Source organism: Niveispirillum fermenti (assembly GCF_052474395.1).
The window spans coordinates 951,101-974,423 of record NZ_CP156679.1; the positions used below are offsets into that span (position 1 = coordinate 951,101).

Annotated in this window: 10 protein-coding genes; 1 reads left to right on the forward strand and 9 read right to left on the reverse strand. The window is 63.2% G+C overall.

Annotated elements, in window-relative coordinates:
- Window positions 1-7: 7 nt before the first annotated feature.
- From ABC728_RS08415 to metC, 7 genes are all read right to left on the reverse strand, one after another.
- Window positions 8-934 carry a TonB-dependent receptor domain-containing protein gene (locus ABC728_RS08415; RefSeq protein ID WP_416621181.1) on the reverse strand — a complete coding sequence of 309 codons (927 nt, stop codon included), beginning with the start codon at window positions 932-934 and terminating at the stop codon, window positions 8-10.
- On the reverse strand, window positions 931-2,055 hold the full coding sequence (locus ABC728_RS08420; protein ID WP_416621182.1) for a TonB-dependent receptor plug domain-containing protein: 1,125 nt from the start codon (window positions 2,053-2,055) through the stop codon (window positions 931-933). The genes ABC728_RS08415 and ABC728_RS08420 overlap by 4 nt, the downstream gene beginning before the upstream one ends.
- 203 nt (window positions 2,056-2,258) lie before the next feature.
- Complete coding sequence (locus ABC728_RS08425; protein WP_416621183.1) at window positions 2,259-2,990, reverse strand: amino acid ABC transporter ATP-binding protein; 732 nt, start codon at window positions 2,988-2,990, stop codon at window positions 2,259-2,261.
- On the reverse strand, window positions 2,987-4,096 hold the full coding sequence (locus ABC728_RS08430) for an amino acid ABC transporter permease (RefSeq protein WP_416621184.1): 1,110 nt from the start codon (window positions 4,094-4,096) through the stop codon (window positions 2,987-2,989). Before ABC728_RS08430 ends, ABC728_RS08425 begins: the two co-directional genes overlap by 4 nt.
- A complete protein-coding gene (locus tag ABC728_RS08435; protein WP_416621185.1) occupies window positions 4,093-5,253 on the reverse strand; it encodes an amino acid ABC transporter permease in 1,161 nt (386 codons plus the stop codon). The genes ABC728_RS08430 and ABC728_RS08435 overlap by 4 nt, the downstream gene beginning before the upstream one ends.
- An 11-nt stretch (window positions 5,254-5,264) precedes the next feature.
- Window positions 5,265-6,320, reverse strand: coding sequence for an amino acid ABC transporter substrate-binding protein (locus ABC728_RS08440; protein ID WP_416621186.1), 1,056 nt, complete (start codon window positions 6,318-6,320; stop codon window positions 5,265-5,267).
- Window positions 6,321-6,345: 25 nt separating this feature from the next.
- Window positions 6,346-7,524 (reverse strand): cystathionine beta-lyase, encoded by a 1,179-nt coding sequence (metC, locus tag ABC728_RS08445; RefSeq protein WP_416621187.1) that lies wholly within the window; start codon window positions 7,522-7,524, stop codon window positions 6,346-6,348.
- A 119-nt stretch (window positions 7,525-7,643) separates the two neighbouring features.
- Here metC and ABC728_RS08450 point away from each other — a divergent pair, with 119 nt between their 5' ends.
- Entirely contained in the window at window positions 7,644-8,591 is a 948-nt protein-coding gene (locus ABC728_RS08450; RefSeq protein ID WP_416621188.1) for a LysR substrate-binding domain-containing protein, read from the forward strand.
- 218 nt (window positions 8,592-8,809) lie between these two features.
- On the opposite strand, the gene ABC728_RS08455 is transcribed toward ABC728_RS08450, so the two are convergent.
- Both ABC728_RS08455 and ABC728_RS08460 read right to left on the reverse strand, forming a co-directional pair.
- Window positions 8,810-10,606 (reverse strand): tetratricopeptide repeat protein, encoded by a 1,797-nt coding sequence (locus ABC728_RS08455; protein WP_416621189.1) that lies wholly within the window; start codon window positions 10,604-10,606, stop codon window positions 8,810-8,812.
- Window positions 10,593-23,321 (reverse strand): MBG domain-containing protein, encoded by a 12,729-nt coding sequence (locus ABC728_RS08460; protein WP_445376346.1) that lies wholly within the window; start codon window positions 23,319-23,321, stop codon window positions 10,593-10,595. The genes ABC728_RS08455 and ABC728_RS08460 overlap by 14 nt, the downstream gene beginning before the upstream one ends.
- Window positions 23,322-23,323: the final 2 nt, after the last annotated feature.

The window sequence follows — 23,323 nt, forward strand, 5'->3', positions numbered from 1 at the left end:
CTGGGGATCAGAACCGGTAAGTGGCCTTCACATGGAAGGACCGGCCGTTGACGCCATAGGGCGCGATATAGGCGTAGGGGAAGATGCCGTTATTGTCGGCGCCATTGGTGCCGGCGGCAACGGAGGCAGCGGTCGAGGCGATCTGCTTTCCCGGATATTTGTCGAACAGGTTCGACACACCGGCGGAGAGGCTGAAATCATCGGTCAGGTCATAGCCCGCCTCGAAATCCACCACGATGTCGGCACGGAAATACTGGATGATGTCGGAATTGGCCGAGCCGGGCGCCGCCGGCACCAGCTTCACCTTGTAGCCGGGGGTCAGGGCCGCCACCTGGGCCGGGGTACGGTTGGTCAGGGCCACCTGCGCCACTTCCCCATAGCGAGTGCCGGACAGGTTCAGGCGCAGCGCATCCTTCTGCCAGTTCAGGCTGGCGGTGATCTTGTCCTTGGGCATGCTGTCGGTGAAACGCACCTGCTGCGACAGGTCGAACAGGACCGTATTGATTCCAATGGCGGCCAGCGGGGCGGGCGTGCCAGCGATACGGTCGAACTTGGTATCGTTGAAATTGGCGGCCAGCATGCCGGTCAGGGTGCCCCACTCATCCAGATCGTGGCGGTAACGCAGGGTCACATCCACGCCCTTGGTTGTGGTGTCCACGGCGTTGGTCAGGAAGGAAACCGCCCCCACCCCCGGATAGCCCTGGGCCGCCAGCATGCTGGTCAGGGTCGTGGACTGGAAGTTGGACGACATGGCAATGCGGTCTTCGATCTTGATGCGGTAGTAATCGACCGTGGCATCGAAACCATCCATGGAGAACACCACGCCGGTGGAGATATTGTCCGATTTCTCCGGCTTCAGTGCCGTGGCGCCGATCAGCGGGGCCGTGGGATGGTTCACAGACACGGCCCGGATGCGCAGCGGCTGGCCATTCACGAAGCTGACATTCCGCCATAGGCGCTGGACAGATCCCAGCCGAACCCCGCCAGATCATCACCCTTCAGACCGAAGGCACCGGAACCGTTGGTGATCTCGATCTCCTGCAAGGGCAGGAACCCGTCGGGATAAATGGCCCGTACCGTCTCATCCTGGCCGGCACGGCGGAAAAAATTGAAGCTGTTGCCCTTCAACCGGCTGTAACCCCCGAACGCATAGGCCGTGATGCCATCGGTCAGCGGCTTTTCCGCGTTCAGGAACAGGGACAGGTTTTCATATTTCGGGTCACCGAACTTCCAGATATCACGGTCCACCGTGGCTTCGCGCGGGTCCAGCGTACCGCTGGACGGGGTCAATCCGGTACCCGACCCGTAATTGCCCGACGGCATGACGAGGGCCCCGGCGGCGTTGCGGCCGAAATATTGCTGGCGCGTATCGGGCGCGGCGCGGTCGCTGGCATTATGATCCTGATACTGGACCGTCAGGCGAAGGAAGCCGTCATCGCCGAGTTCGATCCCCTTGGCGACGGCGATTTCAGTATGTTCACCATCGCCCTTCTCGGTGAGACCGAACCGGGCGGACGCGAACCCGTCCGTACCCCTGGCAAGCTGCACGTTCAGCACGCCGGCAATGGCATCCGAGCCATATTGCGCGGCCGCACCGTCGCGCAGCACCTCCACCCGCGAAATGGCGGCAGCCGGGATGGAATTGAAATCATAGGCCACGTCGCCGCGGCCGATCTGGCTGCTGCCGTTCAGGTCCGGCGCCGTGTGCCGGCGTTTACCATTGATCAGCACCAGCAATTGCCCCGTGGACAGGCCGCGCATGGTGGGCGGCGTCAGGAAGTCCAATGAGCCCGCCGCCGCGGGGCGGGGCGTGCTGAAACTGGGCACGGCCACTTTCAGCATGCTTTGCAGGTCGGGCGCACCGCCGCGCGTCAGTTCATCGGCTGAGATGCTGTCGATCGGTGTCGGGCTCTGCGTCACGATACGCGGCTCGAAGCGTGAGCCGATGACGATGATCTCCTCCAGGTCCGCCGGCTGCGCCAGCGCGGGCGATACCGCCAGCACCGCCAGAGCGGAGACGCCGGTGAATGTCAGATGCTTCAGTTTGTTTCCCATGATGAAGGTTCCCTGTTGATCTGGTTGGTCGGTGGCTTGACGACGGCTCTTGCGGCTGTCTTCGGAACGCGCCTGGGGCTTCGGGCAAGGCTTGCCCGTTCACGGAAGGCGGGCTTCCGTGGAAAAAAGGTCCGATGCGGTCGGGGTGATGGCGGGTTTATGAGATCATGGCGGTGCCTGTCGGGCTGGCATTGTCATTCCCGTCAATGCAGCACTTGGCCCAGGAACGTCCGGGTCCGCTCATGCTGCGGATTTGTAAAGAAATCAGCCGGCTTTGCGGCTTCCACGATCTGGCCGGCATCCATGAAGATGACGCGGTCGGCCACCTGCCGGGCGAAGCCCATCTCGTGCGTGACGCACAGCATGGTCATGCCCTCACCGGCCAGTTCGACCATGATGTCCAGCACCTCCTTGACCATTTCCATGTCAAGCGCGCTGGTCGGTTCGTCGAAAAGCATGATCTCCGGCGACAGCGACAGGGCGCGTGCGATGGCCACCCTCTGCTGTTGACCGCCCGACAATTGACCGGGGAATTTGCGCGCCTGATCGGGGATGCGCACGCGGGTGAGATAGGCCATGGCGATCTCTTCCGCCTGTGCCTTGGGCATGCGCTTCACCTGGGTCAGGGCGAGCGTGCAGTTCTCCAGGATGGTCAGGTGCGGGAACAGGTTGAACTGCTGGAACACCATGCCGACACGGCGGCGGACCGCCTCCACGCTGCGGGCATCGCCGGTCAGCTCCGTGCCCTCCACCGCGATCTTTCCGGCCTGATGTTCCTCCAGCCGGTTGATGCAGCGGATCAGGGTGGATTTGCCGGACCCGGACGGGCCGCAGATCACGATCCGCTCCCCCCTGGCCACGGTCAGGTCCACGTCGCGCAGGACATGAAAGTCGCCATACCATTTATTGACGCGGGACAGTTCCACGGCGTTCATCGGCGGTTCCCCTTGGACATCCGCGTTTCCAGCCAGCGCGCATAGCGGGAGATGGAAAAGCAGATCGTGAAATAGATCAGCGCGATCAGCAGGTAGGTCTCGGCAAACGGTGCCGGCCAGTCGGGATCGGCCAGTGCTGCGCGGCCCGCGCTCAACAGGTCGAACAGGCCGACCACCAGGACCAGGCTGGTATTCTTGACCATGACGATGACGGTGCTGGTCAGCGGCGGGATGACCTTGGCAATCGCTTGTGGCAGCACGATCAGGCGGGTCGTCTGCCGCCAGTTCAAGCCCAGCGCGGCAGCCGCTTCCGTCTGGCCCTTCGGAATGGCCTGCAGCCCGCCACGCAGCACTTCGGCGATATAGGCGGCCGATACCAGGGTCATGGCGGCCAGCGCACGGGCCAGCTTGTCGATGCTCACCCCCTCCGGCAGCATGATGGGCAGCAGGATCGACGCGATGAACAGCAGCGACAGCAGCGGCAGGCCCCGGATCAGCTCGATGATGCCGATGGAGAGGTATCGGGGCACGGGCAGGCTGGCCCGCCGGCCCAGCGCCAGCAGCACGGCCAACGGAAAACCCAGCCCCAGCGACCAGACGGTCAGCAGCAGCGTGACGGGAAGCCCGCCCCAGGCCGATGTCGGCACCGGCCTCAACCCCAGAACGCCGCCGCCCATCAGGACAAGGCTGCCCAGCATGCCGCCCACCCACAGGCCCAGCGTCAGCTTCGTCCAGTTACGCGGCGGCAGGCTCCATAATCCCAGACCCAGGATCAGGACGCAGACGGCGATGGGCCGCCATTGTTCGGCCGGGGGATAGATGCCAAACAGGATCTGCGGATATTTTTCGGCCAGGAAGGCCCAGCAGGCGCCGGCCTGCCGGCATTCAGCGCCCGCGCCGGCCCATACACCATTGATCACGGCCCAGGACAGAAGATGCGGCAGCATCCAGGCCAGCCCCAGCAGCCCGATCAGGGTCATGCCGGCACTGACCATGTCACCAAACAGCAGGCGCCATAGGGGCCGGCGTTCGGCCAGGGGGGCTGCGCGGGCCGGGGTGGGTGCCGTGCGCACGAAGACGGGCGTGGGTTGGGTCATATCCGTCATCGCGTCACCAGGGCGATCCGCCGGTTGTACCAGTTCATGAACAGTGAGGCGGTGATGGAGATGGTCAGGAAGACCAGCATCAGGATCAGGATGCCTTCCACCGCCTGGCCTGTCTGGTTGATGGTCGTGGCCGCCACCAGGGCGATGTCGGGGTAACCGACAGCCAGGGCCAGGGTCGTGTTCTTGGTGATGTTGATATATTGGCTGGTCATGGGCGGGATGATCACACGCAGGGCCTGCGGGACGATGATCAGGCGCAATATCGTGCGTTCAGTCAGGCCAACCGCCCGCCCCGCCTCCCACTGGCCCTTGTCCACCGCGTCGATGCCACCGCGGATGATTTCCCCGATGAACGCGGCGGAATAGAGCAGAAGGCCCGCGAATACCGCCGTGAATTCCGGCGACAGGCCGATGCCGCCTGTCGGATTGAACCGCCCGATGACGGGCCGGTCCAGCACAAGCGACAGGCCGGAGGAAACCCAGGCCAGACCCGCCAGCAGCAGGGCGGAAACCAGGCCGATCCGGCCATAATGATTGGAAATGCCCGTGCGCAACCGCTGCATCCGGCCATACCGCCATGCGGCCAAAGCACCCGCCAGCCCCAGCAAAAGCGAAACCAGGAACGGTCCCTTGTCACCCATGATCACAGGCCGGGGCAGGTACAGCCCCCGATCGGCCAGGATCACACCGTCCAGGGGCATGAAGGCCGCATGGATATTGGGCAGACCCAGGGTAAGCAGCGCGTACCAGAACAGCAATTGCACGACCAGCGGCGTGTTGCGCATCGCCTCCACATAGGCCGTGGCGGCCCCGCTGGTCAGCGGGTGGGCCGACCGACGGGCCAGCGCCACGCCAAGGCCCAGGAAGGTCGCCGTCAGTGCCACGGTCACGGCCAGGAACAGCGTATTGCCCAACCCCACCAGGAAGGCCCACCCGAAACTGTCGGTGGGGCGGTAATTGATGATGCTTTCCGCGATGGGAAAGCGCGCGGCCCGTTCCAGAAAGCCGAAGCCGCCGGTAATGCCGCGTTCATCCAGATTGCTGGCGGTATTGTGAACCAGCCAGCCGACACCACCGGCAACCGCCGTCAGCAGCAGGGCCTGCAGCAAGATGTGCCGGGTGCGGGTGTCATGGAAAAGGGCGGAAAGGCTCGTCATCCCCGCCCCCCTTAATTGAATGCCATGGGAACCATCAGGCCCCCATCGCGGAACAGGCGGTTGGGACCACGATCCAGCTTCAGCGGGCTGCCGGCACCGACATTGCGGTCGAACATCTCACCGTAATTGCCCAGTTGCTTGACGATGCGGTACGTCCATTCCTCGTCCAGGCCCAGTGCCGCGCCATTGCCGGGCTCCACGCCCAGGAACCGGCGGATGGTCGGGTCCTGGCTTTGCCGCATCTCATCGACATTGGCCTGATCGATGCCCAGTTCTTCGGCCATCAGCAGCGCCTGGAACGACCATTTCACGATGTCGAACCATTGGTCGTCGCCATGCCGCACGGCCGGTGTCAGGGGGGACAGCTTGCCATCCGCCGGGAAGATGATGAAATCGTCCGGGTTGCTGGCCATGGTGGCGCGGACCGAGGCCAGGCCCGACGCATCCGTAATCAGCGCGTCGCAGCGGCCGGAAAAGAACGCCTGCCTTGTCGCCTGCGTGCTGTCGAAGATCACGGCCTTCAGGTTCGGCGCCACGGACGCCATCAGATTGGTGAAGGTCACCTCCGTCGTCGATCCGGTCTGCACACAGACCGACGCACCGTCCAGTTCACGCGAATTGGTCACGCCCCTGTCCCGGCGGACCATGATCCCGTCATAGTCGTAGTAATTGGGCAGGGTGAAATTCACGCCATTGGCGTCGCGCGACAGGGTCCAGGTGGTGGTGCGGGGCAGAATGTCGATCTCCCCGCTTTGCAGGGCGGTCAGGCGCTGCTGCCCCGTCAGGGGCACGAAGCGCGCCTTGTCCTTGTCGCCCAGCACGGCGGCCGCCACGGCGCGGCAGGTCTCGATGTCCAGCCCGCGCCAATAGCCATGGCTGTCCGGTGCGCCAAATCCCACCGTGCCCGTGCTGGCCCCGCAATTGACGTAACCGCGATCACGCACGGCCTTCAGCGTGCCGCCCGCCGGGCCACTTGCCGTCTGCTTCCGCTCCGCCGCCGGCTGGCCGCAGGCGGCCAGTGCCAACAGGCACACCCCCGCCAGAAGCCGCTTGCCGATCCCTCGCATGGGCCCGCCCTCCCCGCTTGTCGCCTCAACCACCCAGGACGGGAATGGCCAGCGCCGCGAACAGCGCCTCCAGATCGGTCCACAGGTCCTCCGGATCTTCCATCCCGATGGAGATGCGCAGGATCAGGCCCTCGTCGGTCCAGTTGGTCGCCACCCGGTCGGCCTTGATCGCCATGGGCACGACAAGACTGCGCGTGCCGCCCCAGGATGCGCCGATGGCAAAGGTCTTCAGAACGCCGAATGCCTCTTCGATCACCGCGTTGGCCGGCGGCTTCAGCACGACGGAGAAGACGCCGGACGCGCCTGCGAAATCCCGTTTCCAGATCTCATGCCCCGGACAGGTGGGCAGCGACGGGTGCAGCACCCGCTCCACCGCCGGCAGTTCCACCAGACGGCGGGCAAACTCGGTCGCCACCGCACCGGCATGGCGCATGCGCACGCCCATCGTCTCCAACCCGCGCAGGGCCAGCCCGCAATCATCCGGCGACACGCCGATGCCGATCATGCGCATCGTGTCCTTCATCCGGCGGAACAGGGCCACATCCTTGACGCTGATCGACCCCATCAGCAGGTCGGAATGGCCGCCGACATATTTGGACAGGGCCTCCGACGAGAAATCCGCCCCATGGGCCAGCGGCTTGAACAGCAGCGGCGTGGCCCAGGTATTGTCGCATCCGGTCAGGATGCCGCGATCCTTCGCGACCTTCACGATGGCGGGCACATCCTGGAATTCCATGGTCGTGGAACCGGGGCTTTCCATCCAGATCAGCCTGGTATTCGGCTTGATCAGCGCCGCGATCCCCGCGCCGATCAGCGGATCATAGACCGTGTATTCCACACCCCGCGGCTTCAGGTAATTCTCGCAGAAACCCCGGCAGGGCGGATAGGCCGTATCCGGGATCAGCACATGGTCGCCCGGCAGCAGCACCGTCAGGAAGACGATGGTGATACCCGCCTGACCCGACGGCACGATCACCGTCCGCTCCCCCCCCTCCAGCGCTGAAAGCTGTGCTTCCAGGGTGCGGGTCGTCGGCGTGCCATGCAGGCCGTAGGTATAGCCGTCCGGCCCCCGATACTTGCGGTTCGTATAGGACTTGGCGTCCTCGAAAACGATGGTGGAAGCGCGATAGGTCGGCACGCCCAGACTGGCGAAACCTTCGTGCGAAACGGCGGGGTGGATGACGCACCGGGACAGGTCGCGCATGACGTTCCTCGTGATGTTGACTACACGAATGTGTGGGCATAAGGGTACAAATTCAATTGACCTGATCACACAGGTCCATGCATAGACCTTATACCCCTCCCCATCCCGGACCCACTGCCATGCATTTCCGCCAGTTGGAAATTTATCGCGCCACGATGATCAGCGGTTCGGCATCGCGGGCAGCCGAACTGCTGCGCATCACCCAGCCGGCCGTCAGCCGCGCGCTGGTGGAGCTGGAGGAAAGCCTGGGTTTCGGGCTGTTCGACCGGATAAAGGGCAGGCTGGTGCCCACACCGGAAGGACAGATGTTCTTCCGTGACGTGAACAGCAGCTTCATCGGACTGGACCGCCTGCGCGCATCGGCCGCCCGCATCCGGGATTTCGGATCGGGCAGTCTGCGCATCGCCAGCATGGCAGCGTTCGGTTCCACACTTGTGCCGAAGGCCGTTCACACCTTCCGGCAGAAGAACCCGCATATCGCCATCACCCTTCAGGTCCTGTCATCCTCGTCGGTACGCGACCTTGTCGCCAATCAGCAGTTCGATATCGGCATCGCCGCCGACGAGGTCGACCTTTCCGGGGTGGAGCATCGTATCTTCAGTAGTTTCCGGGCCGTGCTGGCGATCCCGCCCGGCCATGCGCTGGCGACGCGGTCCATGGTGGGGCCGTCCGATCTGGACGGTCAGCCCTTCATCGCGCTGGCACCGGAAGACCGGGCCCGCCACAGGATCACCGAGATCATGGAAAATGCCGGTGCCAGACCCGAAATCATCGTGGAAACCCCCAGCGCCGGCACGATCTGCGCCCTGGCTCTGGAAGGTGTCGGGGTAGGTCTGGTCAACCCGGCTGCCGCCGACGGCTATGCGGACCGGGGGCTGGTATTCCGGCCGTTCAAGCCGGATGTGCAGTTCAAATCCTATCTGCTGTTCCGCCCCGACACACAGAAGAACCGGCTGGTCCGAAGCTTCGTGGCCGAACTGCTGCATTTCCGGGACCGCGTCACATTGCCGGGGACGGGCCGGGCCCGGCCGGGCGAAACGGCACCGGGATCCACCAGCCGACAGTGAAGGAGCCCTCTGCCGCGCCGCATGAAGGCGCGCACGCGGCGCCAACTCTTGATGAAAACGAAAGTCTCCGGCCTTCCGGTCAGGACAAACCGGCGGTGGTCGCCGCCGGACCAGATCCCGGTGAGTTGCTCTCACCGGGATCTGGCATCAGTCATCGAAACACGGGGGTGGTGGTAGCTACGGGAGGGCATAGGAACCCGCAGTCACCCTGCCATCGATCACTTGTCAGCCGCGTTGCCGGACTTCCTGCGCCGGGGGGCCAGGTTTGGTTCGTCACCAGTGATTGGTGCGGCGTGTTCTTCGCGCAGGGCGGTGATCACGCTTTTCCAATCGCCCAATGCTGCCTGCCGGTGGACACGATGATTAGGGTACCAGGGAGAGCGCTCCCCCCCGATGCCCCAGCGCCAGTCAACCGAATGTGCCAGCAGCAGTGACACAGGCGTACCCATGGACCCGGCCAGATGGCCGACACCTGTATCCACGGCCACCACATGATCCAGATTGGCAATCACCGCTGCCGTGTCGATGAAGTCCTGCAGAACCGGGCTCATGTCATGCAGCCTTCCCTTGAAGGCCAGACAGTCGGCCGCCCGCGGACCTACCTGCAAAGAGATCCATTGTGCATCCGGCACGGCATCCAGAATGGACCCCAGCAGCGACAGCGGCAAGGACCGGCGCGCATCTTCCGAATGCTGTGGCCGGCCGGCCCAGACCACGCCAATCCGGCGCTTGCCCTCCTGACGTGGCGGCAACAATGAGGCACCGCGCGCCACCTCCGCCGCTGGCAGGGTCAGCCAGCCGGGCAGCAGCGGCAGATCCGGAACCCGAAGCGACAGCATATGCGGCAGGCTGAGCAGCGGCACATGATAGTCGGGTGTATCATCAATGCTGAACTGATGCGGATTGTCCGGGCGCGACACGACACGGAAGCCCGGCCCCTCCAGAACCGACGATATCAGACGGACCAGCGGGGCCGACACTTCCAGGATCACCTCGGCCAGGCCATGGCGTTCCTTCAGGATGCGGGCCAGGGGTGTGAATTGCAGAATGTCACCGAACCCCTGCTCACCCCAGACATAGACACGTTTGCCCTCCAGCGTCTCCCCCTGCCAGCGGGGGGCGGACAACAGACGGCGCGGTTCCGGGAATTGATCCCAGACCCAGCGCCATTCGTAATCCGCCCAGCCGGTGGCGAAATCGCCCCGGGCCAGACAGGCCAGTGAATGGTTCCAGCGGGCCAGCGCATTGCCGGGCGCCAGTTTCAGCGCCACGTTGAGCGCCATGACGGTGGCATCGATGAACCCGGCCGTGCGTAGCGCCTTGTCCAGCGTCTGCAACACCTCCTCCAGCCGCTCCAGCCTTCCATCGGGCATGCCGTCCGGCAACTGGGCCAGGGCTGCTGTCAGTTCGGGCAGCCTGTCGCCCATTTCGTCCACAAGCTGGTTGCCAAGGTCGCGCGCTTCCGGCAGCACACGGCCGAACAGGATGACCCCGATGATCAGGGGAACAATGGCCTCACGCGACTGCTCCATCCACGCCAGCCCGGTCCCCATATTGACCCAGGCCGAGTAATTCAGCGGCGACAGATGCAGGACACGGTGATAAAGCGGAATTGCGTCGGCATGGCGGCCTTTGGTCTGCAGCATCACGGCCAGATTGACCATCGCCGCTGCGGCACGCGGCATATCCCCAATCCGCTCGAACACCGTGCCAAGCGAGCAGTAATAAAGCGGTTCTTCAGGCTCCAGCTTCAACGCATGTTCGAACAGGCCGGCGGCGCGTATATTGTCGCCTTCAAACGCGGCGATCACGCCCAACTGGTGCAGGCTGGGGGCCGTCAGTTCCGGCCGCTCGGTCAATTGCAGAAAGATGTTGCGCGCCTCTGGCAGCTTGCCCGCGGATTGCAGGTGCAAACCCTGGGCAAATGCCGGCACCCGACGCCCGATCTCCATCAACACCGCGCCGGCACGCTCCACCACAGGGATGGAGAAGTCGACATTGTTACTTACGCTCATCTTGTTCAGCGCCTTTGATGGGGTCGGAGGTCATTTGCAGTTGTTCATATACACCGCCGCCTTCCGATCCAGCCACCGCGATTGGCAGGTTCTGGCCGGTCGCGGTGGATCCGCCGGTCGTGCCCGTTGCTTCCACCGAGGTTCCACCGGACGACGAGGTGGACGTCGGGGAAGAGGAAGAAGAGTTGGACGCCGAACTGGTTGAACTTGTCGATGTGGTACTTGCTGTCGTTGCCGTGCTGGTCGGCGCGACACTGGTGGTGGGGGCCGCAAGACTGGCAGTCGGCACAATGGCCGCCACCACCTGACGCTGAACCGTGCTGGCCGTCAGAACGGGGGCCGGTGCCGTGACGGTCAGGGTACCAGTCTGATACTGGATCACGTAGTTGCCCAGTCCCGTGCCGGTGGCATTGGCAGCGGTGATGACGTAACTGCCGGCCACCGCTGCCGCCGGTGCGCCAGGGCTGTCAAGGGTCACCTGCTGCACGCTGTCACCATTCAGAAGACCACTGGTCGTGAAGGCAGACAGCACCAGAGCGGTCCCGGCCACCTTGCTGGCATTTCCTGCCATGACGGTCAGGGCGGCCGGGTTCACCGTCAAGATGCCATTGGCATAGATGATCGTGTAGTTGGACAGACCGATACCGTCGGCACCCGATGCGGTAACGGTATAGGCGCCGACAGCGGCCGTGTTTGCCGTGCCGCTGGACGTCAGGATCACGGTGCCCACCGTGTCGCCGTTGACCAGGCCATTGCTGGTAAAGCCCGTCAGAGACAGGCTGTCACCATAGGTCTTGGTAGCGGCGCTTGCCGTAATGGTCAGTGCTGCCGGCGTCACGGACAGGGTGCCGTTGGCATAGGTGATGGTGTAGTTGGACAGACCCGTCCCGGCAGCCGCCGACACCGTCACACCATAGGTGCCTACCGATGCCGTCGCCGCACTGCCGGCACTGGACAGGCTGACACCCGTCACGCTGTCCCCATTCACCAGACCGGCAGCGGTGAAGCCTGTAAGGCCGGCTGTCTGACCGTAGACTTTGCTGCCATTGCCGGCAGTAACAGTCAGCGGGGCACGGTTGACGGCCAGCGTTCCGGGGACATAGTTGACAGTATAGTTGTCCAGGCCGGTGCCGCTGGCCCCCCCGCCATTGATGGCATAGGTTCCGGCTGATGCTGTGGCGACCGTACCGGCGCTGGACAGGCTGACGCCTGTGACAGCGTCGCTGTTGACCAGACCCGCGACGCTGTACCCTGACAGATCCACCGTCTGGCCATAGGTTTTGACAACGTTCGCCATGGTGATGGTCAAGGTTGCGGGTGTGACGGTCATGCTGCCGCTGGCATAAAGGATGGTGTAGTTGCCCAGACCCGTGCCGGTCGCGTCAGACACGGTGATGTCATAGCGGCCGACAGGCGTGGTGACATCAATCGCCGGCCCTGTGAGGCTGACACCTGTCACCTGATCACCATTGACCAGACCGGACGTGCTGAACCCGGCCAAGCCGTCCCCACGTGTGCCATAGGTGCGGCTTGCATCATTGGCAGTGACCGTCAGCGTCGCCTTGTCGACCGTCAGATTACCGTCCAGATAGGTGATGGTGTAATTATCCAGACCCGAACCCGATGCCCCGGAGGCGGAAATCCGGTAGGTCCCGATCGTGGCCCCGGCATCGGCGCCGCTGCTGGACAGGGCGACATTGTCGACCCGGTCACCATTCAGCAGGCCGCTGCTGGTGAAATTGCTGAGACTGGCGCTGGTGCCGTAAATCTTGGAGGTACTATCCGCGGTGATGGTCAACGAGGCGGGCGTCACCGTCATCTGCCCATCGACATAGGTGATGGTGTAGTTGCCGACGCCGGACCCGCTGGCCCCACTGGCCCGGACAGCATAGGTGCCAACGGCGGCGGTGGCGTCAACACCGGCGCTGGACAGGCTGACTGCCGCGATGCTGTCATTGTTCAGCAGCCCGGCGACGCTAAAGCCGGTCAGACCGGGCGTGCTGCCATAAACCTTGCTGGCATTGCCGGCCGTCACGGTCAGGGGAGCCGGCGTCACGGTCAGTGACCCATTGACATAGGATACGGCATAATTGTCGAGGCCCGTGCCACTGACCCCGTTGGCCGTGACGACATAGGTGCCGACCGCGGCCGTGGCATCAAGACCCGCACTGGACAGCGTGACCGAACTGACACTATCCCCGCCCAGCAGGCCGGATACGGAGAAACCGGACAGGCTTGTGCTGCCGCCATAAACCTTGCTGGCGTTGGTTGCGGTGATGGTCAGCACCGCCTTGCCGACAGTCAGCGACCCGTCAGCGTAGCTGATATTGTAATTGTTGAGACCGGTGCCCGTGGCCCCGCTGGCCCTGACCGAATAGACACCCAGCACGGCATTCGCCGCAGCGCCGTCGCTGGACAGCGCGACCGCAGAGATCGTATCGCCATTGACCAGACCCGAAGCAGTGAAGCCCGTCAGCGCCAGCTCCTGGCCATAGGCCTTCACCTGATTGGAAGCCGTGATGGTCAGTTCCGCCCGCTCAACCGTCAATGTGCCGCTGGCATAGGTAATGGCGTAATTCGAAAGGCCTTCACCCGTAGCCGCCGAAGCGTTAATGGCAAACGTGCCAGCCCCGGCACGCCCCATCTCCCCGTCGCTGCTCAGGGAAACACCGGTGATCCTATCGCCATTGATCAGGCCATCAACGGCATAGCCGGTCAAGGCAATACCACTGCCATAGACCATGGTGGCATTGGCCGCCGTCACCGTCAGCGCCTTGGCCGTGACGGCCAGGGTGCCGTCGACATAGGTGATAGAGTAATTTGCCATCGCGTCGCCGGAAGCACCGGACGCGGTGATCGTATAGCTGCCGACATTGGTGGTGACGTCGGAACCGACGGAAGACAAAGTCAATCCGTCGACACTGTCACCATTCAGCAGACCGTTACTGGTGAAGCCTATCAGGTTGATGCCGTCACCATAGGTCTTGGTCGCATCGCTGGCGGTGATGGTCAGGGCCGCCGGGTTGACGGTCAGGGTACCGTCAACATAGGTGATCGAATAGTTCGACAGGCCCGTGCCGGACGCATCGGCCGCACTGATCGTGTAGCTGCCCACACTCGCCGCCGTACCGCTGCCGGTGGAGGTCAGGCTGACGCTGCTGATGCTGTCACTGTTCACCAGGCCACTGCTGGTGAAGCCGGTCAGGTTGGCGCTGCCGCCATAGGTCTTGGTCGCTCCCGACGCCGTGATCGTCAACGACGCCGGGTTGACGGTCAGCGTCCCCTCGGCATAGGTGATCGAATAGTTCGACAGGCCCGTGCCGGACGCATCGGCCGCACTTATCGTGTAGCTGCCCACACTCGCCGCCGTACCGCTGCCGGTGGAGGTCAGGCTGACGCTGCTGATGCTGTCACTGTTCACCAGGCCGCTGCTGGTGAAGCCGGTCAGGTTGGCGCTGCCGCCATAGGTCTTGGTCGCTCCCGACGCCGTGATCGTCAGCGACGCCGGGTTCACTGTCAGGGTACCGTCAACATAGGTGATCGAATAGTTCGACAGGCCCGTGCCGGACGCACCGGCCGCCACGATGGAATAGCTGCCGGCATTCGCCAACGTGCCGGCACCGCTGGAAGACAGGCTGACGCCGCTGATCACATCGCCATTGACCAGACCGGCGCTGGTGTAGCCGGTCAGGTTGGCGCTGCCGCCATAGGTCTTGGTCGCTCCCGACGCCGTGATCGTCAACGGGGCCGGGTTCACTGTCAGGGTACCGTCAACATAGGTGATCGAATAGTTCGACAGGCCCGTGCCAGACGCACCGGCCGCCACGATGGAATAGCTGCCGGCATTCGCCAACGTGCCGGCACCGCTGGAAGACAGGCTGACGCCGCTGATCACATCGCCATTGACCAGACCGGCGCTGGTGTAGCCGGTCAGGCTGGCGCTGCCGCCATAGGTCTTGGTCGCTCCCGACGCCGTGATCGTCAACGACGCCGGGTTCACCGTCAGCGTCCCCTCGGCATAGGTGATCGAATAGTTTGACAGGCCCGTGCCGGACGCACCGGCCGCCACGATGGAATAGCTGCCGGCATTGGCCAACGTGCCGCTGCCGGCAGAGGTCAGGCTGACGCCGCTGATGCTGTCACTGTTCACCAGGCCGCTGCTGGTGAAGCCCGTCAGGTTCGCGCTGCTGCCGTAGGTCTTGGTCGCTCCCGACGCCGTGATCGTCAACGACGCCGGGTTCACCGTCAGCGTCCCCTCGGCATAGGTGATCGAATAGTTCGACAGGCCCGTGCCAGACGCACCGGCCGCCACGATGGAATAGCTGCCGGCATTCGCCAACGTGCCGCTGCCGGCAGAGGTCAGGCTGACGCCGCTGATACTGTCACTGTTCACCAGGCCGCTGCTGGTGAAGCCCGTCAGGTTCGCGCTGCTGCCGTAGGTCTTGGTCGCTCCCGACGCCGTGATCGTCAACGACGCCGGGTTCACCGTCAGCGTCCCCTCGGCATAGGTGATCGAATAGTTCGACAGGCCCGTGCCGGACGCACCGGCCGCCACGATGGAATAGCTGCCGGCATTCGCCAACGTGCCGCTGCCGGCAGAGGTCAGGCTGACGCCGCCGATACTGTCACTGTTCACCAGGCCGCTGCTGGTGAAGCCCGTCAGGTTCGCGCTGCTGCCATAGGTCTTGGTCGCTCCCGACGCCGTGATCGTCAACGACGCCGGGTTGACGGTCAGCGTCCCCTCGGCATAGGTGATCGAATAGTTCGACAGGCCCGTGCCGGACGCACCGGCCGCCACGATGGAATAGCTGCCGGCATTCGCCAACGTGCCGGCACCGCTGGAAGACAGGCTGACGCCGCTGATCACATCGCCATTGACCAGACCGGCGCTGGTGTAGCCGGTCAGGCTGGCGCTGCCGCCATAGGTCTTGGTCGCTCCCGACGCCGTGATCGTCAACGACGCCGGGTTCACCGTCAGCGTCCCCTCGGCATAGGTGATCGAATAGTTTGACAGGCCCGTGCCGGACGCACCGGCCGCCACGATGGAATAGCTGCCGGCATTGGCCAACGTGCCGCTGCCGGCAGAGGTCAGGCTGACGCCGCTGATGCTGTCACTGTTCACCAGGCCGCTGCTGGTGAAGCCCGTCAGGTTCGCGCTGCTGCCATAGGTCTTGGTCGCTCCCGACGCCGTGATCGTCAACGACGCCGGGTTCACCGTCAGCGTCCCCTCGGCATAGGTGATCGAATAGTTCGACAGGCCCGTGCCGGACGCACCGGCCGCCACGATGGAATAGCTGCCGGCATTCGCCAACGTGCCGCTGCCGGCAGAGGTCAGGCTGACGCCGCTGATACTGTCACTGTTCACCAGGCCGCTGCTGGTGAAGCCCGTCAGGTTCGCGCTGCTGCCATAGGTCTTGGTCGCTCCCGACGCCGTGATCGTCAACGACGCCGGGTTCACCACAAGCGTACCGTCTGCATAGGTGATCGAATAGTTCGATACGCCAGTACCTGTCGCGCCACTGGCCACAATGGAATAGCTGCCGACAGTCGCAATCGTGCCAGAACCACCAGAGGTGAGGCTGACGGCGCTGATGCTGTCACCGTTGAGCAGGCCAGAACTGGTGAAGCCCGTCAGGTTGATCGAATTGCCGTAGGTCTTCGTCGCGCCACTTGCCGTGATCACGAGTGCCGCAGGGTTCACCACAAGCGTACCGTCAGCATAGGTGATCGAGTAGTTAGACAGACCCGTGCCAACCGCGCCCGACGCCACGATGCTGTAGCTGCCGGCATTGGCCAGCGTGCCGGAACCACCAGAAGTGATGCTAACACCGCTGAGACTGTCGCCATTTACCAGACCAGAGCTGGTGAAGCCCGTCAGGTTGATCGAATTGCCGTAGGTCTTCGTTGCACCAGTGGCTGTGATCGTCAAAGCTGCCGGATCGACTACCAATGTGCCATTGGCATAGGTGATTGAATAGTTTGAAAGACCCGTGCCCGTCGCACCGGAAGCATCGATCGTGTAAGTGCCGACGCCGGCTGTAGCATCGGTTCCCCCGCTGGGGGTCAGAATAACAGAGGCGATGCTGTCACCCGTCACCAGACCGGAGGCTGTATATGCAGTAACGCTGACGCTGGTGCCATAGGTCTTGGTCACGCCGCTGGCCGTGATCGTCAGCGCGGCAGGCGTGATGGTCAGGTTCCCGTTATAGGCGAACTGATAAAGCCCGCCTGAATAGGTGGCGCCAGAGCCGCCCATAACGGCAGTACCAACCGAAGTATTACCAGAAGCCGGCGCCCAGGTAAGCCCCACCGTGGAAATGCCACTGGTAATGCTGTTTCCATTTTGGTCAATCGCGCTAACAACACTGACAGAACCCGGAGCCTGACCATAGGTACCGGCGCCCGAACCGGTGAGCGTGATGTAGGGCAGCGCCTTCAAGATCGGATAGGGATAGCCCTGCACCCAGTCATTGCTGCTGAAGACCGACTGCGCCAGCGGGCCGTTGCTGAACCATTCAGATGTGGAAAGGCCCGTGACCGTGCCGGATATATTGCTGTTGCTGACGCCCGCCGTCAGGCCAGACTTCGTGACATCCCAGAAACTATCAATGACCGTACCGCTTCCGCTGCCACCACCCACCAGACCAGCAACGCCTGTGCCCGCCAGCGCGCTGATGCTGTTGGCCGCATAGGTTGCGGAAATCAACCCTGTATTATTACCGGCCAGACCACCGATGGCGGTACCGTTCGGTGCGGCATTGATGCTGGCTGTGCTGTAAGCCTTGACGATGGTTCCACCGCTATTGAAACCAACCAGCCCACCAACGTTCGAGGAATTTAGATCGACGACAATAGAGCCGGAGGCATAAACGTTGGAGAGCGAGCCGATATTCTGACCAATCAACGCACCGACATTGGATGCAGTCTGCCCGGAACGCAGGCTGACATTGGCGGCGCTGTTGACAACGCGGCCAACGTTCATGCCAAGAAGGCCACCGACAGCATTATTGTTAGCCCCAAGGTCAAGCGCACCGGACACGAAGACATTGGTCACCGTGCCCGCATTATTGCCAGCCAGCGCCCCGATATTCTGGTTGGAACCGGCACTGCTGATGGAAACATTGCTGAGGGTGAGGCTGGAAACTACACCGGTGGTCCCGATATAAGAAATCAGCCCCGCGTTATTGTAGTCGGCATTGGCGATGGTCAGGCCGGAAATGGTGCGGCCCCAACCATTCAGCACCCCATTGAAGAAGGTGGGCGAATTGTTGGCGTTCGCCGTATTGAACCCGAGCGGCACCCACCCCTTGGACGACCACAGGCTGCCGGGGCGCGTCAGTTCACTCATCGTGATGTCGGCGATGATCTGATACTGCGCCGTCGGGTCCAGATTGATCAGCTGCAACTGATGGGCATTGCTGATGGTCTTGGAATATTCCATCCGCAGCATGGGCCGCGTATAGCCATTGACCATGTACCAGGTATTGGTCAGGTCCAACCCGCTATAGGTGGCCGTGGCATAGGCGGCAGTGCCGCTGACATCGGTGCCGGCAAAGCTGCCGGTACCGCCGCCTGCCCCCACCGTCTGGCCGCTGGTGCTGCTGTCCCAATAGATATTGGCGATGGTGCCGGCATTGTCACCGACAAAGGCCCCTACCGCTCCAGACCCGGCCGACACCTCGCCGCTGGCAAAGACAGTACTGATGAAGCCGGTATTATAGCCGACAAGCCCGCCGACAGCCGTGGCGCTGGCCCCAGCCGTAACACCGGCAGTGGCATAAGCGACGCTGATGGTGCCGGTATTGGCACCAACCAGCCCGCCGACATATTGCGCGGCACTGGTCGCACTCAATGTACCCGTGGCATAGGCGCTGAGGATGGTGCCGGCATTGGTCGCGGCCAGCAGGGCGACATTGCCGCCGCCGCCCACAACCGTGCCCTCATAAACACCGACACTGGTCAGCACACCAGCGCTGCCCACCGAGGCAAAAAGGGCGACATTGCTGATGCCGGTATTGTTGATATAGAGGTTGTTGATGGCGTGGCCCTGGCCATCCAGGGTGCCGGTGAAGCTGTCCGGCGTGGCGTTGCTACCGCTGCCGCTGAAACCGATCGGCAGGAAGCCCGTGGCCGTGTTCCACACGCCCGATGCGCGGCGCACCTCCCCCATGTCAATATCACGGGACAGTGTATAGCTGGCGGACAGGTTCAGGTTCACCAGTTGCAACTGGTGGGCATTGCCGATGGTCGTGCTGTATTCCGCGCGCAGGATGGGGCGCGTGTAGCCTTCGACCAGATACCAACTATTGGTGAAATCAAAACTGTTATAGGTCGCGGAGCTGAAGGCAGCGGTTCCGCTGAACCCGACAATGGCTGTGAAAGCGGCGTCTTCCGCGCCAAAGCCAACGGTCTGACCCGAGGTGGAGCGGTCCCAGTATGCGGTGGCAATGAGGCTGCTGTTGAACCCGGCAAAACCGGCAACATTGCTGGAGCCGCTCCCCGACGCCACGCTGCCAACGGCATAGGCATTGGTTATGGTACCGGCATTGGTGCCGGCAAACCCGGCGACATTCGTGCCCGTGCCATTGACCGACACACCACCCAGCGCATAAGCGTGGATGACCGTGCCGTCATTGTACCCGACCAGCCCACCGACATGCTCTGCTCCATTGCCGGCCTGCACGGACGCACTGGCATAGGAATTGGTTACAGTTCCACCATTGCCGCCCAGAAGACCACCGATATGCATCGCGGCAGAACCGACACTGATGGAGCCGATGGCATATGATGTGCTGACGGCGCCACTGTTGGTGCCCACCAGACCGGCAACCTGTATCGCACCGTTACCCGCCTGCACCGTCCCATTGGTATCGCTACTACTGATGGTGCCTTGGTTGGTACCAACAAGGCCACCAACCGAACTTGCATTGTCGCCGACCAGGATGCGGGCCAGCACGGTGCTGCCAGAGACATTACCGGCGTTCAGACCGACCAACCCGCCAACGACAAGTACGCTGTTGCCGCCCAAAAGGCTGCCTACCGCCCCGCTGCTCAGGACCTGGCCCGTCGCGCTATTATGCCCCAGCAACAAGCCGGCAAAGCTCAATCTATTGCTGGCGTTGACGGTGGCAGTCACCAAACTGGCGCTGATCGTGCCGCTATTGGAACCGATCAGGCCGCCGACATAGCTGATACTGCTGCCCAGGGCGGTAACGGTGCCGCTGGCCATCACGCCGCTGACGGTACCCTGGTTCACCCCGGCCAGCAGACCGAGATTATTCCCACCACCGGAAACCGATGCCCCGGTCAGGGCCAGGTTGGAAACCGAGCCGGTGCTGGCGATGGTGCTGAACAGGCCCAGGCTGCCCGAGGCGGTCTGATTGATGGTCAGGCCGCTGATGGTATATCCATTACCATCCAGCGAACCGGACAGGCTGAGGGGTACGAAGCCGGTGGCCATGTTCCACAGGCTGGAGGCACTGGCCAGTTCCGCCATGGTAATGTTCTTACCAAGGACGTAAGTGCCAGACGGGTTGATGGCGATGGCCTGCAACTGGTGGGCATTGGCAATGGTGGTCCAATTCTGCGCCCGCAGGAAGGGCCGGGTTGCACCCTCGATCTGGTACCAAACGGACGTGAAATCGAAACTGCTGTAGGTAGCGGAGGCAAAGGCAGCCGCACCGCTGAACCCGGTCGCGGAGAAGCTGCCGCCAGAACTGGTGCCATAGGCATTCAACTGGCCAGAGCTGCTGGTATCCCAATAGGCGTTGAGCACCGTGCTGCTGGCCATGAGGCCGACCAGACCGCCCACGGAAACGCCGGTGGCCGCCGTCACCGGGCTGCTGGACCAGACATTGGCAACCGTGGCTAAAACCGTACCACTGGTGGCGACTTGCCCGATCAGGCCGCCGACAGCGGTGGACCCGACGCCGGCCGTCACACTGCCGGTCGAATAGGCCCCGATGAGGATGCTGCCAAAGACACGCCCCATCAGCCCGCCGACATTGCTGGAGACGGAGCCCCCAATAACCTGCCCGGTGGCAAAGCTACCCAGCACCGACGATGAAGTCAGGTTAAAGGCCTCTGCCGATCCGACCAGCCCGCCGACATAGGTGGCGGAACGACCAACCGAAACGGTGCCAGAGGCAAAGCTGCCGCTGACAATGCCATTCTGCATATGCCCGGCAAGCCCCCCGACATATTGCGCGGAGGCCACAGTTGCCGCCGGGTTACCAACCGCGATATCGCCGGTCGCATAGCTGTTGAAAACCCGGGCACTGACAACGGTGGCGGTTGTCTGGGAATTGACGCCAACCAAGCCACCAACATACTGGTTGCCGGTGCCGCCAAGGGTGATATTCCCCGTCGCATAAGAGTTGGTGATAAGACCTGAACTGCTGCCGACCAAGCCGCCAATGCGGGTTGACGCATTCTGGAGCCCGATATTGACCGCTGAATTGGCGTTGGCGATCGTGCCGTTGGTGTTGATCCCGACCAGCCCGCCAATATACTGCGTCAAACTGCTGGTGCTGGTGGTGGCGGTAATCGTACCGGTGGAGTAGGAATTAAGTACGGTCAGTACATTGGCGTCGCCCGCCACCCCGCCGACGCGCACATTCGACACGCCAAGGACGAAGCTGATATTGGCGTAACTGTCGCTGATGTAGGAATTGGCCGTGGCCTGCCCGGCCAGACCACCCATGGCTGATATGCCGGAGCCGTTTGCCGATGTGATCGTGGCGTTGCTGTTAAGGATGGTGCCGCCATTCAGCACACCCACCAGCCCCCCCAGGCCAACAAGGCGGGAACCCGATATGGTACCATTGACGGAACTGTTGAAAACGGTGCCGGACATCCGCCCGGACAGGAAACCCCAGGCCGTCGTGGCCGACGTCGGCACCCCACCACTGATGGTGGCGCCGGTCAGCACCAGATTGGCCAGCGACCCGGTACTGCCGACGGAACTGAACAGCCCGATATTGGACCAGCCGGCCTGGCTCAGGGTCAGCCCGCTGATTGTGTGGCCCAGCCCTTCCAGCGTGCCCCCAAAGGCAAATGTAGGCGTGGCGTTGGCGCCGGTGCTGTTAAACCCGATGGGCGTCCAGGCGCCGGACAGCGTCAGGTTGCTGGCCAGGGCATAGGAACCCGTCGCACTGATGGCTGCCAAGTCCGCCGCCGACGTGATCATCGTATAGGCGGTACCATTGATGTCCAGGCCCGTCGTCAGATCCACCGGGGCGTTGGCGGCAAAGCGCCCGCCGGTACCACCATTATTGGTGACAACCGACAGGCTGCTGCCGGACATGGCGGCATTGACAGTGACGCCACGATAGGCGTCCAGCGTCAGGGAATTGGCCGAGGTCCAGGTAATACCGGAATTGATAAAAATATCGCCATTACCGCTGGCATTGGTAGTACCGCCTGCTGCCACTCCGGTGCTGGTCACGCTGGTATTGGTGGTCTGCAGCGTCACGCTGCCCATAGCCAGGGCCGATTGAATGGCCGCGGCATAGGCTGCGTTAACAGTCAGATCAAACGGGTCCAGCAGCCAGGAACCGCCCTTGCCCTTTGGCGCCCCGACATCAACCCGCACCCCATCGAACGCCAATTCATGGCCCGACGTCTCGACAAAACCACCGTCACCCCACAGCGCCCCGCCACGGGCCAGCAGTACACCCTGTACATGGGTGTCCTCGCTGTTGACGATGACTGTGCCCCCCTTGCCGGTGTCGGTAGCGGACGCATCGATGCGGCTTTGGGCATCCATGGTGACGGAGGCGGTATCGGCCCGCCCGACCAGGACGGTACCGCCGCCCGCAGCGCCGCTGGCCGTCAGCGTGGCGCCCTGCAAAGTGATGGGGCCGCTGCCCTCCAGCACCAGTTGGCCACCCTTTGAGGACAGGCCGGTGGCTTCCATCACGCCGGTCGCCTTGATCACACCGGCATTGACACGGTTCAATGCCTCCGCGGTCAGATAGATGGCACCACCCGTCGACTGGATGATGCCACCGGCCTCGATTTCCGCCCGCAGCAGCGATGCCTCGACCTTCAGCGGGACCCCGCCATCCGGCGTCAGAGTCACCGTCTCGCCTGCTGCCAGGATGACCGATCCCAGTTCCGCCCGGATCAGGCCACGGTTGGTGATCTGCGAGGCCAGCAGAACAACGGAACCCCCACGCGCCTTCAGACTGCCTTCGTTGACAATGGCGCCATCGGAGCCGCCCCGACCGAAGGCAAGGTGGCCCTTCTCGAAATCCTCATTGGCAATGTCCAGGGTAGAAGCGACAAGGCCGCCCACATCGACCGTGGCACCACTGCCGAACACGACCCCGTTGGGATTGACCAGGATGACCGTGCCGGGGGCGGTGATCATCCCGTCGATGAATGATTGTCCGGCACCGCGCACCCGGTTCAGCGTCATCGACTGGGCATCGGGCTGCTGGAAATGCACATACGCGCCGGAGCCGACATTGAACTGCTGCCAACTGATGATGGCCTTGTCCGTTGTCTGCTGGACATTCATCACCGCGCCGGACGTGGTGATGCTGGCGACACCGGACTGTACCTGTCCGCCCGTGGGCAGCGCATCAGGCGCCGCAGAACCGGCCATGGCCTGCAGCGTAAGCGCCTGTGCCACTGACAGCATGGCCGTGCAGAGCAACAGGCGGGAGCGCAGAACGGGGCGGATGCGGGGGGCCGGGCCGGTCTTCATCATCC

Bases quoted from the DNA above. Each gene is read 5' to 3' on its own strand.
- ABC728_RS08420 (WP_416621182.1), bottom strand. From the start codon at position 2,055: ATGGGAAACAAACTGAAGCATCTGACATTCACCGGCGTCTCCGCTCTG.
- ABC728_RS08455 (WP_416621189.1), bottom strand. From the start codon at position 10,606: ATGAGCGTAAGTAACAATGTCGACTTCTCCATCCCTGTGGTGGAGCGT.
- ABC728_RS08430 (WP_416621184.1), bottom strand. From the start codon at position 4,096: ATGACGGATATGACCCAACCCACGCCCGTCTTCGTGCGCACGGCACCC.
- ABC728_RS08450 (WP_416621188.1), top strand. From the start codon at position 7,644: ATGCATTTCCGCCAGTTGGAAATTTATCGCGCCACGATGATCAGCGGT.
- ABC728_RS08440 (WP_416621186.1), bottom strand. From the start codon at position 6,320: ATGCGAGGGATCGGCAAGCGGCTTCTGGCGGGGGTGTGCCTGTTGGCA.
- ABC728_RS08460 (WP_445376346.1), bottom strand. From the start codon at position 23,321: ATGATGAAGACCGGCCCGGCCCCCCGCATCCGCCCCGTTCTGCGCTCC.
- ABC728_RS08435 (WP_416621185.1), bottom strand. From the start codon at position 5,253: ATGACGAGCCTTTCCGCCCTTTTCCATGACACCCGCACCCGGCACATC.
- ABC728_RS08425 (WP_416621183.1), bottom strand. From the start codon at position 2,990: ATGAACGCCGTGGAACTGTCCCGCGTCAATAAATGGTATGGCGACTTT.
- metC (WP_416621187.1), bottom strand. From the start codon at position 7,524: ATGCGCGACCTGTCCCGGTGCGTCATCCACCCCGCCGTTTCGCACGAA.